Origin of the sequence: Streptomyces sp. NPDC029041, assembly GCF_040637515.1 — a bacterium.
GTDB lineage: Bacteria > Actinomycetota > Actinomycetes > Streptomycetales > Streptomycetaceae > Streptomyces.
Map to the genome: position 1 here is coordinate 149,449 of NZ_JBEZWO010000006.1, position 15,873 is coordinate 165,321.

The 15,873-nt window shown below is 72.6% G+C and carries 11 protein-coding genes and 1 pseudogene; 5 read left to right on the top strand and 7 right to left on the bottom strand.

Annotation, left to right across the window (positions count from 1 at the left end):
- Positions 1-23: 23 nt before the first annotated feature.
- The 3 genes from AB0F04_RS16855 to AB0F04_RS16865 are packed head-to-tail and all read right to left on the bottom strand — an operon-like array spanning position 24 to position 3,093.
- On the bottom strand, positions 24-1,304 hold the full coding sequence (locus tag AB0F04_RS16855) for a sugar ABC transporter substrate-binding protein (protein ID WP_362042215.1): 1,281 nt from the start codon (positions 1,302-1,304) through the stop codon (positions 24-26).
- Positions 1,304-2,137, bottom strand: coding sequence for a carbohydrate ABC transporter permease (locus AB0F04_RS16860; RefSeq protein WP_362042217.1), 834 nt, complete (start codon positions 2,135-2,137; stop codon positions 1,304-1,306). Before AB0F04_RS16860 ends, AB0F04_RS16855 begins: the two co-directional genes overlap by 1 nt.
- Positions 2,134-3,093: a sugar ABC transporter permease gene (locus tag AB0F04_RS16865; RefSeq protein WP_362042219.1), complete on the bottom strand. Its 960-nt coding sequence runs from the start codon at positions 3,091-3,093 to the stop codon at positions 2,134-2,136. Before AB0F04_RS16865 ends, AB0F04_RS16860 begins: the two co-directional genes overlap by 4 nt.
- 170 nt (positions 3,094-3,263) lie before the next feature.
- Between AB0F04_RS16865 and AB0F04_RS16870 the strand changes: the two genes are divergently transcribed.
- Positions 3,264-4,127, top strand: coding sequence for an aminoglycoside phosphotransferase family protein (locus AB0F04_RS16870; RefSeq protein WP_362042221.1), 864 nt, complete (start codon positions 3,264-3,266; stop codon positions 4,125-4,127).
- Here AB0F04_RS16870 and AB0F04_RS16875 read toward each other — a convergent pair.
- The 4 genes from AB0F04_RS16875 to AB0F04_RS16890 all read right to left on the bottom strand — a co-directional run bounded on the left by AB0F04_RS16875 (position 4,087) and on the right by AB0F04_RS16890 (position 8,588).
- Complete coding sequence (locus AB0F04_RS16875) at positions 4,087-4,902, bottom strand: 3'-5' exonuclease (RefSeq protein ID WP_362042223.1); 816 nt, start codon at positions 4,900-4,902, stop codon at positions 4,087-4,089. The genes AB0F04_RS16870 and AB0F04_RS16875 overlap by 41 nt on opposite strands.
- 131 nt (positions 4,903-5,033) lie before the next feature.
- The gene (locus AB0F04_RS16880; protein ID WP_362042225.1) at positions 5,034-6,275 is read right to left on the bottom strand and encodes an SAV2148 family HEPN domain-containing protein; all 1,242 of its coding nucleotides are present in this window, start codon (positions 6,273-6,275) and stop codon (positions 5,034-5,036) included.
- A 102-nt stretch (positions 6,276-6,377) separates the two neighbouring features.
- Positions 6,378-7,703, bottom strand: coding sequence for a copper amine oxidase (locus AB0F04_RS16885; RefSeq protein ID WP_362042227.1), 1,326 nt, complete (start codon positions 7,701-7,703; stop codon positions 6,378-6,380).
- 57 nt (positions 7,704-7,760) lie between these two features.
- Positions 7,761-8,588 carry a Tat pathway signal sequence domain protein gene (locus AB0F04_RS16890; RefSeq protein ID WP_362042229.1) on the bottom strand — a complete coding sequence of 276 codons (828 nt, stop codon included), beginning with the start codon at positions 8,586-8,588 and terminating at the stop codon, positions 7,761-7,763.
- Positions 8,589-8,767: 179 nt separating this feature from the next.
- Here AB0F04_RS16890 and glgX point away from each other — a divergent pair, with 179 nt between their 5' ends.
- From glgX to AB0F04_RS16910, 4 genes and pseudogenes are all read left to right on the top strand, one after another.
- On the top strand, positions 8,768-10,921 hold the full coding sequence (glgX, locus tag AB0F04_RS16895; RefSeq protein ID WP_362042231.1) for a glycogen debranching protein GlgX: 2,154 nt from the start codon (positions 8,768-8,770) through the stop codon (positions 10,919-10,921).
- 108 nt (positions 10,922-11,029) lie between these two features.
- Positions 11,030-13,399 carry a malto-oligosyltrehalose synthase gene (gene treY / locus AB0F04_RS16900; RefSeq protein ID WP_362042233.1) on the top strand — a complete coding sequence of 790 codons (2,370 nt, stop codon included), beginning with the start codon at positions 11,030-11,032 and terminating at the stop codon, positions 13,397-13,399.
- A 157-nt stretch (positions 13,400-13,556) separates the two neighbouring features.
- A pseudogene (locus tag AB0F04_RS16905) lies at positions 13,557-14,270 on the top strand (FAD-dependent oxidoreductase); the annotation flags it as partial.
- A gap of 56 nt (positions 14,271-14,326) precedes the next feature.
- On the top strand, positions 14,327-15,577 hold the full coding sequence (locus tag AB0F04_RS16910) for a M14 family zinc carboxypeptidase (protein WP_362042235.1): 1,251 nt from the start codon (positions 14,327-14,329) through the stop codon (positions 15,575-15,577).
- Positions 15,578-15,873 lie beyond the last annotated feature (296 nt).

Consider the following 15,873-nt stretch of genomic DNA (forward strand, 5'->3'; position numbering starts at 1 on the left):
CCCCCCCGGGCGGACCGGCGCCGTCAGCGCTGGTAGCGCGCCAGTACCAGGTTGCCGTCCTCCTCCAGGCGAACGCGCAGCTCACGCAAGCCGATCGCCCCGCTGTAGTACTCCTGGAAGGCGGGTGTGGCGACCTTGTCCTTCCACTCCGGGTAGCCGCGGACGGACTGGGCCGGTGCCGGTCTCAGGTGTTCGGCGAGGGCGGTGCCGGTGTCCCAGCCGTCCTTCGTCCGGTGCAGTGCGGGGTCCTTCAGGGCCTGCCTGCCGGTGGGCAGCATCCAGTCGCCGAGGGCGAGGCGGACCATGTTCGGTGGTCTGAGGAAGAAGTCGAGGAACTCCGCGGCCTCCTTCTTGTGCGGGCAGTCCTCGGCGATGGAGAGCGTCTGCGGGCTGACGCCCTGGGTCGGGCCGCCGGCCCCCGCCGGAGCGGGCAGCACCTGCCAGTCGAAGCCCTCCGGGGCCTGCTGGGCGATCTGCTGGCGGTAGGAGAAGCCGAGCGGGACCATCGCATAGCGGCCCGCGAAGAAGCCGGGCAGGGTGTCGGAGCCGCCGCTGCCCAGGGTCGTCGGAGAAGCGCTGCGGTCGGTGTTCGCCTGGGCGTGAACCGTGCGCGGCACCACCTGGTCGGCCGCTCCGAACCGCACCGTCACCTTCCCGTCGGGTCCGCGGTGGAACAGCCGCCCGCCCGTCGACAGCGAGAGGTTGAGCGTGGCGGAGACGGGTTCCTTCAGCGGCCAGGCGACGCCGTACTTCCCCCGGCCGCTGAGGCGTTCGCTGATCCGGCGGAACTCGGCCCAGCTCCACGGCTCCTGTGCCGTCGGGATCCGCACGCCCGACTTCCTGAGCCAGGTGGCGTTGGCGATCAGCACGCGCGGTTCCTGGAGGAACGGCACACCGTAGACGCCGTGCCCGAAGGTGGTCGTCTCCCAACTGCGCCGCGGGATGTCCGACGTCAGCCTCGCGGGCAGCAGGCCGGTGAGGTCGGCGAGGTAGCCGCCGTAGGCGAAGTCCGCCAGGTCGTCGGAGGCGTCGTGGATGATGTCGGGTGCCTCACCGCCCTCGAAGGCGGTGAGGAGCTGGTCGTGCACGCTGTCCCAGGTGCCCTGGACGTACTCGACCCGGACGTCCGGGTGGGTGGCGTTCCACTCCTTCACCAGCTGTTTGTTGGCCGCGACGGACTCCTCCTGCCAGGCCAGGGACTGGAAGCGCAGGGTGATCCGGCCGTCGTCGCGGGTGCCGCCGGAGGAGCAGCCGGCGAGGAGCAGCAGGAGGACCAGGACCAGGGCGGGCAGGCGGGTGCGCATCAGCTCTTCACCGCCCCGGTGAGCATGCCGCCCGTGATCCGCCGCTGGATGAGGGCGAAGACGACCAGGGAGGGCAGGGTCGCGAGGAACGCGGCGGCCGCGAGCGGGCCGAGATCGGCGACGCCCTCGGCGCCGATGAAGTGGGTGAGGACCACGGGCAGGGTCTGTTTCTCCGGGGTCTTGAGGAGCACGAGCGCGAAGAAGAACTCGTTCCACGCGGTGATGAACGCGAACAGCGCGGTCGCCACGATGCCCGGCGCGAGCAGCGGGGCGGTCACCGACACCAGCGTCCGGACCCGGCCCGCCCCGTCGACGGCCGCGGCCTCCTCCAGCTCGGGCGGCACGGCCCGTACGTACCCGGCGAGCATCCACAGCGCGAAGGGAAGCGCCCACACCACGTACACCAGCACCAGTCCCGGCATGGAGTTGATCAGACGGAGGTTCTTCAGCACCAGGAACAGCGGGATGATCAGCAGGACGAACGGGAACGCCTGGCTGACCACCACCCAGCCCGTCACCGCCTTCGCGAGCCGGGTGCGGCGCCGGGCGACGACGTAGGCCATGGGCGTCGCGATCAGCACGGCGACGACGGCCGCCGCCAGCGCGGCGAGCAGCGAGTTGAGGGCGGCCTGCAGCAGCGGCTGTTCGTCGAAGGCCTGCCGGAAGTTGGCGAGGGTGGGGTCCTTCGGGATCCACGTCGGGTGCAGACTGCCCAGTTCACGTGGTGGCTTGAACGCGGTGGAGACCAGCCAGAGGAACGGGAAGGCGAGGAAGACGAGGTAGGCCAGCAGCGCGGCGTACCGGCCGAGGCGGGCCGGGCGGGCGGTCTTCACGCGTCGTCACCTCCCCTGAGACGGCCGGCGAGGAAGACGGCCAGGGCGATCGAGACGGCGGCCACCATCACGCAGCCCATCGCCGCCGCGTAGCCCAACTGGCCGTAGCGGAAGGCCTCTTCGTAGGCGAAGAGCATGGGCAGCCGGGTCCTGCCACCGGGTCCGCCGCTGGTGAGCACGTAGACCAGGGCGAAGGAGTTGAAGTTCCAGATCAGGTTGAGGGCGGTGATGGCCAGGGCGATGGGCTTGAGGGCGGGCCAGGTGACCGTGCGGAAGCGCCGCCAGGCGCCCGCGCCGTCCACCGCCGCCGCCTCGTGCAGTTCCCGCGGGGTGTTCTGCAGCCCGGCGAGCAGCGCGACCGTGGTCTGGGGCATGCCCGCCCAGACGCCGACGACGATCACGGCGGGCAGCGCGGTCGCCAGTCCGCTGAGCCAGTCCCGGCCACCGCCCAGCCCGAGGTCGCGCAGGGTCTCGTTGAGGATGCCCGCGTCCGGGTTGTAGACGAGCCGCCACATGATGCCGACGACGACCTCGGGCATGGCCCAGGGGATGATCGCCAGGGCGCGGGCGAGCCAGCGCAGCCGCAGGTCCTGGTTGAGCAGCAGGGCGAGGCCCAGCGCGAGCAGGAACTGCGGCACGGTCACGCCGACCGCCCACACCAGTCCGACCCGGAACGACTCCCAGAACAGCGTGTCGTGCAGCAGGTCGCGGAAGTTGAGGACGCCGATCCAGCGGGTGGGCTGAACACGGCCCGACTGCGCGTCCGTGAAGGCCAGCAGGATGCCGTACAGCAGCGGACCGCCGCTGAGGACGAGGATCGGGATGAGGGCGGGCAGCACCAGGAACCAGGCGCCGTGACCGAGGGCCTGCCGGCGCCGCTCCCCGCCGGTTCTGCGGCCGGTGCGCCACCTCGATGGGGAAGGCGGCGGGGGCGAAGGAGCTGCTGCCTCGGTCACCGGTGTCACGGAATCAGCCCCTTCGCGCGGCTCGGCCGGCCTGGTCATGCTCGTGGAGGCCATATGCCTCGTCAAGGCACCGCGTACGCCGTCCGACCTGTGCCGATGCAACACTGACCGGTGGATGGCCGGAACCGGGCGGTTCGAGGCGTGGACGAGGGAGGCGGACGATGGACGAGGCACGGGCGCGGGGCGTACTCGACGCGGCAGGGGTGCTGCCCGGTGCGGCCGGGGCGGCGCGGTTGCTCGCTCTGGGCGAGAACGCCGTGTTCGCCGCCGGAGACCTCGTCGTCAAGGTCGGCCGTGACGCCGAACTCCTCGACCGGGCACGCCGCGAACTGGACGTGGCGGGGTGGCTCGCCGAGGCGGGTGTGCCGGCCGTGCGGGCGGCCGAGCCCAAGGCGCTGCTGATCGACGGGCATCCGGTGACGGTGTGGCACCGGCTGCCGGAGGCGGTGCGTCCTGCCGAGCCGCGGGACTTGGCCGAACTGCTGCGGGTCGTGCACGCCGTGTCCCTTCCTCCCTTCGCACTCCCGCCCCGCGATCTGCTGGGCGGTGTGGAGCGGTGGCTGCGGCTCGCCGGGGATGCCATCGATCCGGCGGACGCAGCGTATCTGCGTGAGCGGCGCGACGGGTTCGCCGATCGGGCCGCCGCGCTCACACCGCATCTGCCGCCGGGGCCGATCCACGGGGACGCGCTGCCGCGCAATGTGCACGTCGGACCCGACGGGCCCGTGCTGGTGGATCTGGAGACGGTGTCCGTGGACCTGCGGGAGCACGACCTCGTGGTGATGGCGCTGACCCACGACCGGTACGGGCTGCCGGACGAGGCGTACGCGTCGTTCACGGGGGCCTACGGCTGGGACGTCCGCGGCTGGGAGGGCTGCGGGGTGCTGCGCGGGGCCCGGGAGACGGCCAGTTGTGCGTGGGTCGCCCAGCATGCGCCGGGCAACCCCAAGGCGCTGGCCGAGTTCGAGCGGCGGGTGAGGTCCCTCAGGGACGGGGACGAGACGGTGCGGTGGTATCCGTTCTGACCGTCCGGCGCCCGGCCCCCGGCGCCTGGCCCCCTACCGCCTGCCCGCCGCCTCGGACCGGCTCGTCCGCCAACTCGCGCAGCGGCCACGTCCCGTCGACCGAGGCGGTGGGGTCGCCCTTGCCGCGCAGGAAGCTCTGGAAGTCAGCCGCCCACTCGGCGTACCACTCGATCTGGCGGTGGTGCAGGGCCGCCGGGCCGAGGCCGGCGATCTTGGGGTGACGGTCGGCTATCGCCCCGGCCAGGCGAGCCGCCGCCAGGGCGTCGGCCATGGCGTCGTGGGCGGCGTCGAGGACGACGCCGTACTCGGCGCAGACCGCTTCGAGGTTGCGTTTGCCGCGGCGGTAGCGGTCGACCCGGCGGTCGATGGTGTACGGGTCGATGACCGGGGCCGGGTCCACGCCGCCCAGGCGGTCCCGCAGGGACGGCAGCCCGTGGCGCCGCAACTCCGCGGCGAGCAGGGTGAGATCGAAGGCCGCGTTGTAGGCGACGACCGGTACGCCCGTCTTCCAGTAGGAGGTGAGGACGTCCGCGAGGGCGTCCGCGACCTGGTCGGCGGGTCTGCCCTCGGCCGCCGCCCGCTCGCTGCTGATGCCGTGCACGGCCACCGCGTCCTCGGGGATCGGTACTCCCGGGTCGGCCAGCCACTCGCGGCGCCCGATCGGCTCTGTGCCCCTGACCTCGATCACGGCCCCTGTGACGATGCGCGCCTCGCGCGGATCCGTACCCGTCGTCTCCAGGTCGAAGCCGACCAGCAGCTCCCGGTGCCAGCCCATGGGCGGTCCCCCTTCGTGTGGTGCGTTCCCCCAGTGGTCCCCACCTTCGCATGCACCACTGACAATCAGAGGATCGCGTTCCGCTCATGCCCGGCGGCGGGCCGGAGAACCACCCCGCCCCGGGGCGCAGTTCATGACACCGGCCGCGAATCCGCCCACATCACCTCGAACTCCTCGCGGTACGTGGGGAAGAGACCACTTTCATCCATCTCACCCGACTTGACCACCTTGCTGCCGTTGCGCAGCACGAACACCGGCGCCTCCATGCCCCGGGTGCGGCGCAGATAGCTCTGCACGACCGCGATGCCGTCCGCCCCGTCGCCGTCCACCAGGTACGCGGTGAAGCGGGGCGTCTCGTCGAACACCTGGATCTCGAAGGCGCCGGGGTCGCGCAGCCGGGCGCGCACCCGGCGCATGTGCAGGATGTTCATCTCGACGGCCCGGCTGAGTTCGCCGCGTTTGATGCCCAGTTCGCGCTCGCGGCGCTTGACCGCGCTGGAGGCCGGGTTGAGGAACAGCAGCCGGACGCGGCAGCCGGACTCGGCCAGCCGCACCAGACGCCGGCCGGAGAAGTTCTGCACGAGCAGGTTGAGGCCGATGCCGATGGCGTCCAGGCGGCGGGCCCCGCCGAAGATGTCCTCGGCCGGGAACTGCCGCATCAGCCGCACCCGGTCGGGGTGCACGGCGACGACGTCGGCGTACCGGTCGCCGACCAGGTCCTCGACGGCGTCGACGGGCAGCCGGCGCGCCGAGGGCACGTCACCGCCCGCGCCGAGCATCTCCAGCAGCCGGGCCGAGGCCCGCTCGGCCTGGTTGAGCACGGCCTCGGACAGGGCCCGGTTGCGGGAGACGACGTTGCGGGTGACCTCCAGCTCGTCCAGGGCGAGTTCGACGTCCCGGCGGTCGTCGAAGTACGGCTCGAAGCAGGGCCAGTGCTGCACCATCAGCTCGCGCAGCTGGGGCAGGGTGAGGAAGGAGAGGACGTTGTCGTCGGCCGGGTCGAGCAGGTAGCCCTTGCGGCGGCTGACCTCGCGGACGGCCACCGCGCGCTGTACCCACTCCTGGCCTGCCGGTCCGGCGGCTGCCACCACCCAGTCCTCGCCGTGGACGGGTTCGTAGACGGGCCGCAGCACGGCGGCGACGACGGCGCGCAGCCGCTGTTCGACGAGGTTCAGCCAGATGTAGGCCCGGCCCGCCCGCTGGGCGCGGGTGCGCACCTCGCGCCAGGCGTCGGCGTCCCAGTCCAGTTCCGGGCCGATCGAGCCCGTCGCGTCCATCGGCCGCGCCAGGGACACGGCTCCGGCCGGGACGTCTGCGGAGTTCCCCTCGTGACCCTCGTCACCAGGGGGCAGCTCCAGCCCTCCCGAGCCCACCCGCGCACCGCCTTCCGCTCCCCCGAGCACTCCCCTTGTCAACGATCAAGGAAGGGTACTCCGGGAGCGGTCGGCGGTGCAGCCGGATGGGCAGGCTGATTCTCAACCCCGGGGCCGCCAGTGCCCGTTCTGCCAGCCGAGCTCGGCCGGAGTGAGCGGATTCATGGCGGTGACGTCGCGCGGGACGATGGAGAAGCCCTGCCAGTGGACGGGCATGGGCTGCTGGTCCTCGTCCCGGGCGATGTGGTGGAAGCCGATGTTCGTCCAGACCACCGGGTGGGTCAGGGCCTGTCCGTTCACCCACTTGTCGACGGACTTGCCCGCGCCCGCCCCGCAGTTGCCGGGGTTGTTGCTGGCGAACAGTTCGCACTTGTTGTACTGCGTGACGTACACGTCGTGCTTGGTGTAGCTGCGGCCGGGGTACTTGGTGGTGGGCCCGGGGACGATCTCGTAGGAGCGCGCGTGTCCGTCCTTGTTCTTGCCGGTCGCGCTGACCACACGCCACCAGCGGTAGCTCTTGCTGTCCCCGGCCAGTTCCTTGGCGACCTTGGTGCGGGTGGTCCTGGTGGTGGGGGCGCGCTGGCCCCGGGTGGGCGCGCTGACGGTGGAGTCGTACTGCTCGACGGTGTTCTTCGTGGAGCCGTCGAGCGCGAAGTCGAGCCGCCAGAAGGCGTTGTGGCTGTGGCTGGTGGCCTTGGCCGCGCTCGCGCCCTTGCCGATCGGCCAGCCGCGGCCGTCGCCGGCGTCGTAGTCGTCCCAGGACAGGCTGCCGGTGGCGCCGACGTTCATGGTGATCGTGCCGTCGTCCTGGAAGCGCCACTCGGTCATGTACTCGTACCAGCCGACCTGGTTCACCGTGTAGACGAGGAGGTCCTTGCCCTCGGCCTGGAAGACCTTGTTCGCGGTGTCGCCCTGCATGCGGTAGGCGTGGCCGCGGGAGCGGGTGGTGGTGCACAGGCCCTTGACGTTCGGGTCCTCGTTCCAGGAGTCCGGGACCTTGACGGTCTTGATGGTGCCGCCGGGGCACTCGCTCGGCGCGAGGTTCATCAGGCCCTGGGCGAAGTCGAAGCCGGTGAGGTCGTCGTACTCGATGTTGCCGTCGTCGTAGGGGACGTGGATCTGGCCGAGCCGGGCACTGTTGAGGACCCTGATCGGTTTGGGTTCGCCCTTGGGCTGGTACGAGATCTTCTCCAGCACGAGGCCGGCCTTGCCGTCGTAGCGCCAGCACATCCGCCAGGTGGTGCCGGAGGAGAGCTTCTGCTCGACGCGGTAGGCGGCGCTGCAGTCGGCTGCGGGCGGCGCGGCGGGGGCGGCCTTCGGCTGGGCGGTGGCCGGTCCCGCGCCGGCCGTGGCACCCGCGGCCAGCGCGGCCACGGTCAGGCCCACGGCCGCGCGGGTGCGGGCCTTGCTGTTGCTGTTCACGCGCATGACGAGATGACTCCCTGACGAGGAGGAGCGAGGTGGACGGTGAGTGAAGCGGTCGGGTCAGTGACCGAGCCGGGCGACCTTGCGGGCGCTCAGGTCGATCACCAGCTGCCTGGCGTCGACCCACGGACCGTTCTTGATCTTCGGGAACAGCCGGACGCAGCGGTGCTCTCCGCACGCGTCGAGCACGGCGGGCTGGGCGCCCGGTGCGGCCCGGTACACGGCTCCGCTGAGCTGGAGCTGGTCCGGGGAGGTGAGCGCCTTGCCGGTGGCGTCCTTGTAGTCGGCCTTCAGGCCCGCGCCGAGTGGGTCGGCGATCAGGAGACCTGCCGCCTCGGCCTTCTCGGCGCGGCTCAGCGGCGGCTGGACGCCGTGCTGGCTGCCCGTCGCCACCACCTTGCCTGTGTCGAGATCGACGGTCCGGGTGACGAGGGTGTCGTCCCGGTAGTCGTAGAACGTCACGTCGGCGCGCCGTGGCGCGTCCGGCCTGCCCGCCTCGTCGGAATCGGGCTCGGCGAGGTCGACGCCGAGGGGCTCGGGACCCCGTTCCCCGTCGACGCTCTCGCTGCTCCGGAACAGCTGCCGGCTGAGGGCGATCTTCTCGGCCCGCTGCAGCTCGTCGTCGGTCAGCGGATCACGGCCCTCCCCCTTCCGCCCTTCGGCGGGCGCCGCCTCGACGACACCCGGTGCCACGGCCCGGCCGCCCGCCCCCGCGGCGCCCGCCCCAGCGGCCGCGGCCTGCGGGGCGGACCGCCCCGCCCGGGTGCCGCCCTCGTCCGCCCCCGCCGTGCCCGGCAGGGTCACCGCCACCATCACGGCGGTCCCGGCCACCGCGATGGCGGTACCGGCCACCACCTTGCCCAGGTGGCGGTGCACTATGTTGCGCACGTCTTCCCCCTACTCCCCCAAGCCCCGGGAGTATGTACGAACCCCATTGGTTTGGCATACCGCGTATGCACTGGTCACTCGGTAAGAGGGAGATAAGTCATAGGAGGTTCCCTCACTTTCGGGGAGACTCGGGACCAAGGCGTCCCCACCGGCGCCGCACACCTGAAAGAGTCGTATCCATGCAGGTCTGGCCTGGCGAGGCGTATCCACTCGGTGCCACGTACGACGGCGCCGGTACCAACTTCGCGGTCTTCACAGAGGCCGCGGACCGAGTAGAGCTGTGTCTGCTGCACGACGACGGCTCGGAAACGGCGATCGAGCTCCGCGAGAGCGACGCCTTCGTGCGGCACGCGTACGTGCCCGGCATCATGCCGGGGCAGCGGTACGGGTTCCGGGTGCACGGCCCGTACGCCCCGGAGCGGGGGCTGCGCTGCAACTCCGCGAAGCTGCTGCTCGATCCGTACGCACGTGCGATCAGCGGTTCGATCGACTGGGGCGAGGAGGTCTACGGCTACCACTTCGACGATCCCGACCGGCGCAACGATCTCGACTCGGCGCCGCACACCATGACATCGGTCGTGGTCAACCCCTACTTCGACTGGGGCGACGACCGGCGCCCGCGCACCGAGTACCACCACACGGTGATCTACGAGGCCCACGTCAAGGGCCTCACCATGCGCCATCCGGGGCTCCCGGAGGAGCTGCGCGGCACCTACGCGGCCCTCGCGCACCCGGCGATCATCGAGCACCTCACCGAGCTCGGGGTCACGGCCCTGGAGCTGATGCCCGTACACCAGTTCGTGAACGATCACCGCCTGGTCGACATGGGCCTGAACAACTACTGGGGCTACAACACCATCGGATTCTTCGCCCCGCACAACGCCTACGCCTCCTGGGGTGACCGGGGCCAGCAGGTGCTGGAGTTCAAGTCGGCGGTGAAGGCGCTGCACGAGGCCGGGATCGAGGTGATCCTCGACGTGGTCTACAACCACACCGCCGAGGGCAACCATCTCGGTCCGACCCTGTCCTTCAAGGGCCTGGACAACTCGCGCTACTACCGGCTCACCGACGACCCCCGCTACTACATGGACACGACAGGGACGGGGAACTCCCTGCTCATGCGGTCCCCGCACGTGCTCCAGCTGATCATGGACTCGCTGCGGTACTGGGTCACGGACATGCACGTCGACGGGTTCCGCTTCGACCTGGCGGCGACGCTGGCGAGGCAGTTCCACGAGGTGGACCGGCTGTCGTCGTTCTTCGACCTCGTGCAGCAGGATCCGGTGGTCTCACAGGTGAAGCTGATCGCCGAGCCCTGGGACGTGGGCGAGGGCGGCTACCAGGTGGGCAATTTCCCGCCGCTGTGGACCGAGTGGAACGGCAAGTACCGGGACACCGTGCGCGACCTGTGGCGGGGTGAGCAGCGCACGCTCGCGGAGTTCGCCTCGCGGCTGACCGGCTCGTCCGACCTGTACCAGGACGACGGACGCCGCCCGCTCGCCTCGATCAACTTCGTCACCTGCCACGACGGCTTCCCCCTGCACGACCTGGTGGCCTACAACGACAAGCACAACGAGGCCAACGGCGAGGACAACCGGGACGGCGAGAGCCACAACCGGTCCTGGAACTGCGGGGCCGAGGGCGAGACCGACGACCCGGAAATCCTGCGGCTGCGGGCGCGGCAGATGCGCAACTTCATCGCGACGCTGATGCTGTCCCAGGGCGTGCCCATGATCAGCCACGGCGACGAGTTCGCCCGCACCCAGGGCGGCAACAACAACGCCTACTGCCAGGACAACGAGATCTCCTGGGTCGAGTGGCCCGAGACCGACGAGAACGCCGACGAGGGCGACGAGGACGCGGAGGGCGGTGCGAGCACCGGGCTGCTGGCCTTCACCCGCGCGATGGTGTGGCTGCGCCGCAACCACCCGGTCTTCCGCCGCCGGCGCTTCTTCCACGGACGGCCCGTGGAGGGCACCCACGACGACCTGTCCGACATCGCCTGGTTCACCCCGGACGGCCGGGAGATGACCCAGCGGGACTGGGACTCGGCGCAGGCGTCGGCGCTGACGGTGTTCCTCAACGGCAACGCGATCTCCGAGCCCGGAGCGCGCGGGGAGCGCATCACCGACGACTCGTTCCTGCTGATGTTCAACGCCTCGCCCAAGCCGCTGGAGTTCGTGGTCCCGGTCAACCACGGGCGGCAGTGGGAGGTCGTGGTCGACACCGCCCTCGCGGACGGTGTGCCGTCGGACACCGGCGCCAAGGTGCAGGCCGGGGACCGGCTGACCCTGACGGACCGGAGCATGACGGTGCTCCAGCGGCCCGTGTGACCGCCCGGCGCGTGCGCGTCGTCCGGAAAGCCACTCGTCCGGGCGACGCGCGGCGCACCTGGCGCGGGGGATGACACGAACGGCGGCAGGGCGGGTACGTACGTCTCCATGACACCTGAGCGACTTGACCCGGTGGTGCCCACGGCCACGTACCGGCTGCAGCTGCAGCCCGAGTTCCCGTTCCAGGCAGCGGCGGCCGTCGTGCCGTACCTGGCCTCGCTCGGCGTCTCGCACCTGCACCTGTCCCCCGTCCTGGAGGCGGTGCCGGGCTCGACGCACGGTTACGACGTCGTCGACCACGCGCGCGTGCGCGAGGAGCTGGGCGGCGAGGAGGGGCTGCGGGCGCTGGCGCGCACCGCGCGCGAGCACGGACTCGGCCTGGTGGTCGACATCGTCCCGAACCACATGGCCATGGCCCCGCGTCACAACCGCGCCCTGTGGGAGGTGCTGCGCGAGGGCCCGAAGTCGCCGTACGCGCGCTGGTTCGACATCGACTGGGAGGCGCAGGACGGCCAGGTGCTGCTGCCGGTCCTCGGCGGGCCACTGGGCGAGGTGCTCGACGACCTGCGCGTGGACGGGGACGTGCTGCGCTACCACGACCACGTCCTGCCGCTGCGCGAGGGCACCGAGGACCTGCCCCTGCCGCATCTGCTGGACGCGCAGTGGTACCGCCCGGTGTGGTGGCGGCTGGCCCGGACCGAGCTCAACTACCGGCGGTTCTTCAGCATCTCGGAGCTCATCGGGGTGCGGGTGGAGGACCCGGAGGTGTTCGAGGCCACCCACGGCACGATCCTCGGGCTGCTGCACGAGGGCGTGATCGACGGGCTGCGCGTCGACCACCCCGACGGGCTCGCCGACCCCGACGACTACCTCCACAGGCTGCACGAGGCGACCGGGGGCCGCTGGACGGTCGTGGAGAAGATCCTCGCCGACGGTGAGCGGCTGCCGGCGTCCTGGCCCGTCGCGGGGACCACCGGCTACGACGCCCTGCGGCACGTGGACGGGGTGTTCACGGATCCCGCCGGGTTCGGGGACCTGCTGGGGCGGTACCGGCGTTTCGCGGCCCCGCAGACGGACCGGGGCGGGCAGTGGGAGGCGACGGTGCGCAGGGCGGCGTACAAGGTCCTCACGCACGAGCTGGCGACCGAGACCGACCGGCTCACCCGGGTGGCGAGCCGGCTGTGCGCGACCTCGCCGGAGCCGGCCCTGCGCGACCGGGCCCCCTGGGCGCTGCGCACCGCGCTCCAGGAGCTGCTGGTCCGGATGGAGGTCTACCGGCCCTACGAGTCCTGCGACGCGGCGGCCGTGGTCACCGAGGAGGCCGCCGCCGATGCCCGGCACGCCTTCGCCGTGCCCGAGGAGGCCGGTGCGGTGGACGTGGTGCGGGACCTGGTGCTGGGGCGGTACGGCGACGAACCCGCCCAGGTGGAGTTCCGGACGCGGTTCGCGCAGACCTCCTCGGCGCTGCGGGCCAAATCCGTGGAGGACACGGCGTTCTACCGGTACGTACCGCTGCTGTCGGCGACCGAGGTGGGCGGGAACCCGGGCGCCCCCGCCCTGTCGCCGGAGGAGTTCCACGCGTACTGCGCGCGCGTGCAGCGCGACTGGCCCCTCACCGGGACGGTGGCCACGACGCACGACACCAAGCGCAGCGCGGACGTCCGGGCGGCGCTGCACGTGCTCACCGAATGCCCCGACCGCTTCGCGGACGTGCTCGCGGAGGTGACCCGCACCGGGGAGGGGGTGCCGGACGCGCAGCTCGCGTGGGCGGCCTGGCAGACGGTGTTCGGGCTGGGACCGGCCCCACAGGCCCTGGAGCGAGTGCAGGGGGCGCTGCTGAAACACGTGCGGGAGGCGGGCCTGCACACGAGCTGGACCGAGCAGGAGCCGCCGTACGAGGAGGCTGTGCGGGGATTCGTGGCGGCAGGGCCGTGCGGGGCGCCGGGCGAGCGGGTCGCCGCGTTCCGGGAGTCGCTGGCGCCGTACATCCGGGCCAACGTGCTGGGCACGGCCCTGGTACAGCTGACGATGCCGGGCGTCCCGGACGTCTACCAGGGCACGGAGGCCGAGTACCGGGCGCTGGTCGACCCGGACAACCGTCGGGCGGTGGACTTCCCGCCCGCGGAGTCCGGCGGCACCTCCGGGGAGAAGACGGCGGTGACGCGGGCGGCGCTGGGGCTGCGGGCGCGGCGGCCCGAGTGCTTCGGTGACACGGCGACGTACATGCCCCTGCCCGCGCAGGGGCCGGCGGCGGCGCACTGCCTGGCCTTCGTCCGCTCCGGTGCGGTGCTGACGGCCGTGACCCGCCTGTCCCTGCGGCTCGCGGAGGCCGGCGGCTGGCGGGACACGCGGCTGCCGCTGCCGCCGGGCCGCTGGGCGGACGTGCTGGAGCCGGGGCGCGAGTTCACCGGGCACGCGCCCGCGGAGGAGCTGTTCGAGGGACTGCCGGTGGCGTTGCTGGAGAGGGTGGGCGACTGAGGTCAGGCGACCGCGGAGCCGTCCTGCGGGCAGTCCTCGTACACCGGCAGCGGGGCGCGCGGGTGCGGCCAGGACGTCCGCAGCAGGTCGACGAACCTCTCCGCGGCTCCGGTCGGCGGCAGGCGCGAGAAGACCGTCAGGGTGCGTCTCCAGGCACGTGCGCGGCGCCCGGGGCGAGACCGTCACGGTGGAGGCCGAGCGGCTGCTGGTGGCGGTCGGGCGGGCCCCGGTCACCGACGGTCTGGACCTCGCCGCCGCCGGGCTCGCCACGGACGCACGCGGGTTCGTCGCACCGGCCGACCGGGACCGGCTGGAGACGGCCGTGCCCGGCGTCCACGTGGTGGGTGACCTGCTGCCCCCGCCGTCGCTCGGACTGGCCCACGCGTCGTTCGCGGAAGGGCTGCTGGTGGCCGAGACGCTGGCGGGCCTGCCGTCCGCGCCGGTGGACTACGCGGCCGTGCCCCGGGTCACGTACTCGTCGCCGCAGACGGCGGCCGTCGGCCTGAGCGAGGCCGAGGCGCGGGCGCGGGGGTACGAGGTGGAGGCCCGCTCCATGCCGCTGACGGCCGTGGCGAAGGGCATGGTGCACGGGCAGGGCGGGATGGTGAAGGTCGTCACCGAGGCGGGCGGGCGGGTGCTCGGCGTGCACCTGGTGGGTCCGCACGTGTCGGAGATGATCGCCGAGAGCCAGCTGGTCGTCGGCTGGGACGCCGGACCCTCGGACGTGGCCCGGCACATCCACCCGCACCCGACCCTGTCGGAGGCGGTCGGCGAGGTGTTCCTCACCCTGGCGGGGCGGGGGCTGCACCAGCAGGAGGCGGTGGGCCGTGCTTCCGGGCGCCCCCTTGGAGCGACCCGGTCGCGCCCTTGACACCGCACCATGGCCGTGGGGTACTGCGAGGGCGAACTCGGGCGGATGTGACGGGGGTGAGTGTCCTGCCGGAGCTGCGCTACCCGACGGTGACCGAACAGGTCTCAGCCGCCCGGGCGTTGACCGCTCAGCGCCCCGGCGTGTGCACCCTGCGGCAGGTGGGTGCCTCCCGCGCGGGCAGGCCCCTGCATCTGCTGTCCGTGGGCCGCGCGCGCCATGCCGTGCTGGTGGTCGCCGGGGCCCACGCCAACGAGCCGACCGGTTCCTGCACCCTGCTCGCGGTAGCACGGCGGGTCCTGGAGCAGCGGGAGTTGCGCGACGGCGTCTCCTGGCACTTCCTGCTGTGCGCCGACCCCGACGGGGCGAGCCTGCACGTGACGCCGGCCCCGCGCAGCCTCTTCGACTACCACCTCGGGTTCTTCCGGCCCGCGGGCCCGGAGCAGCCCGAGTGGGCACCGTCCCTGCTGCCGCCGGACCGGCTGCCGCCCGAGACCCGGGCCCTGACGGGTGTCATCGACGAGCTGCGCCCCTACCTCCAGGTCACCCTGCACGGCACCGACCTGGGCGGCAGCTGGGTGCAGCTGACCAGGGACGTGCCCGGGCTGGCGGAGCCGTTCGCGAAGTCGGCGGCCGAGCTGCACATCCCGGTGGAGACCGGTGCCTCCGACGCCGCCGGCTGGCCCGCGTCCGGGCCGGGCGTGCACGTCATGCCGGCGCCGGGGATCGGGCCGGCGTACCCGAGCCTGCCGGACGACGCGCGGCACAGCACCTGGTACCACGCCCACCGGTACGGCGGGCTGACCGCGGTGGTGGAAGTGCCGATGTGGGCGAGCGACCTGGTGGACGACCCGGCTCCGCATCCGGCTCCGGCGGCGGCGATCGGGCGGCTGGCCCGCCGGCTGCAGCGGGACGCGCTGGAGGTCACGCGCGTGCTCGACCGGGCGCTGCCCCGGCTGGCGGACCTGGACGGCCCGTTGCTGCGGGCGGCCCGGTGGGGTCTCGAACTGGTGCCGGGGCTGGCCTCCGATCTGCTGCACACCCCGCCCGCCGACCTCACCCGGGCGTATGTCGGGAGCGTGGACGCGTTCGCACGCCGTGTGCCGCTGCGGGCGGCGGCGATGCTGTTGCGCGTGCTGCGCGGGACCGACGACGAGGCGGCGAAGCAGCTCGAGGGGCTGGTGTCGACCTGGAGCGGCGCTTTCGCGGAACGCTTCCGCGCCCGCTGGGTGCCTCTGGAGCACCAGGTGGAGCACCAGTCCCGCACGGTCGTGGCGGCGGCGCTGCACGCGCGCGAGAGGGCGTGGTAGGGGCCGGGTGCGGGGCGGCGGCGTCCCGGGCACCCGGGTACCCGGACACTTCGCGACGGGACAGCGGGCACCTGGCGCCCGACACGTGGGTCCCCGGCCCCTGAGGCTCGGGACCAGGCACCCGGCACCGCCGCCCGGCGACAAAAACACCCGGCACCCGACACCGCCGCCCGGCGACAAAGACACCCGGCACCCGGCACCGCCGCCCGGCGACAAAGACACCCGGCACCTGGCACCTGGCACCTGGCACCGGAGCGCCCGGCGCCCGGCACCCGACACCGCCGCCCGGCGACAAA

Excerpts from the sequence above, each read along its gene's own strand:
- treY (WP_362042233.1), top strand. The coding sequence starts at position 11,030 with ATGACACCTGAGCGACTTGACCCGGTGGTGCCCACGGCCACGTACCGG.
- AB0F04_RS16885 (WP_362042227.1), bottom strand. The coding sequence starts at position 7,703 with ATGCGCGTGAACAGCAACAGCAAGGCCCGCACCCGCGCGGCCGTGGGC.
- AB0F04_RS16855 (WP_362042215.1), bottom strand. The coding sequence starts at position 1,304 with ATGCGCACCCGCCTGCCCGCCCTGGTCCTGGTCCTCCTGCTGCTCCTC.
- AB0F04_RS16875 (WP_362042223.1), bottom strand. The coding sequence starts at position 4,902 with ATGGGCTGGCACCGGGAGCTGCTGGTCGGCTTCGACCTGGAGACGACG.
- glgX (WP_362042231.1), top strand. The coding sequence starts at position 8,768 with ATGCAGGTCTGGCCTGGCGAGGCGTATCCACTCGGTGCCACGTACGAC.
- AB0F04_RS16870 (WP_362042221.1), top strand. The coding sequence starts at position 3,264 with ATGGACGAGGCACGGGCGCGGGGCGTACTCGACGCGGCAGGGGTGCTG.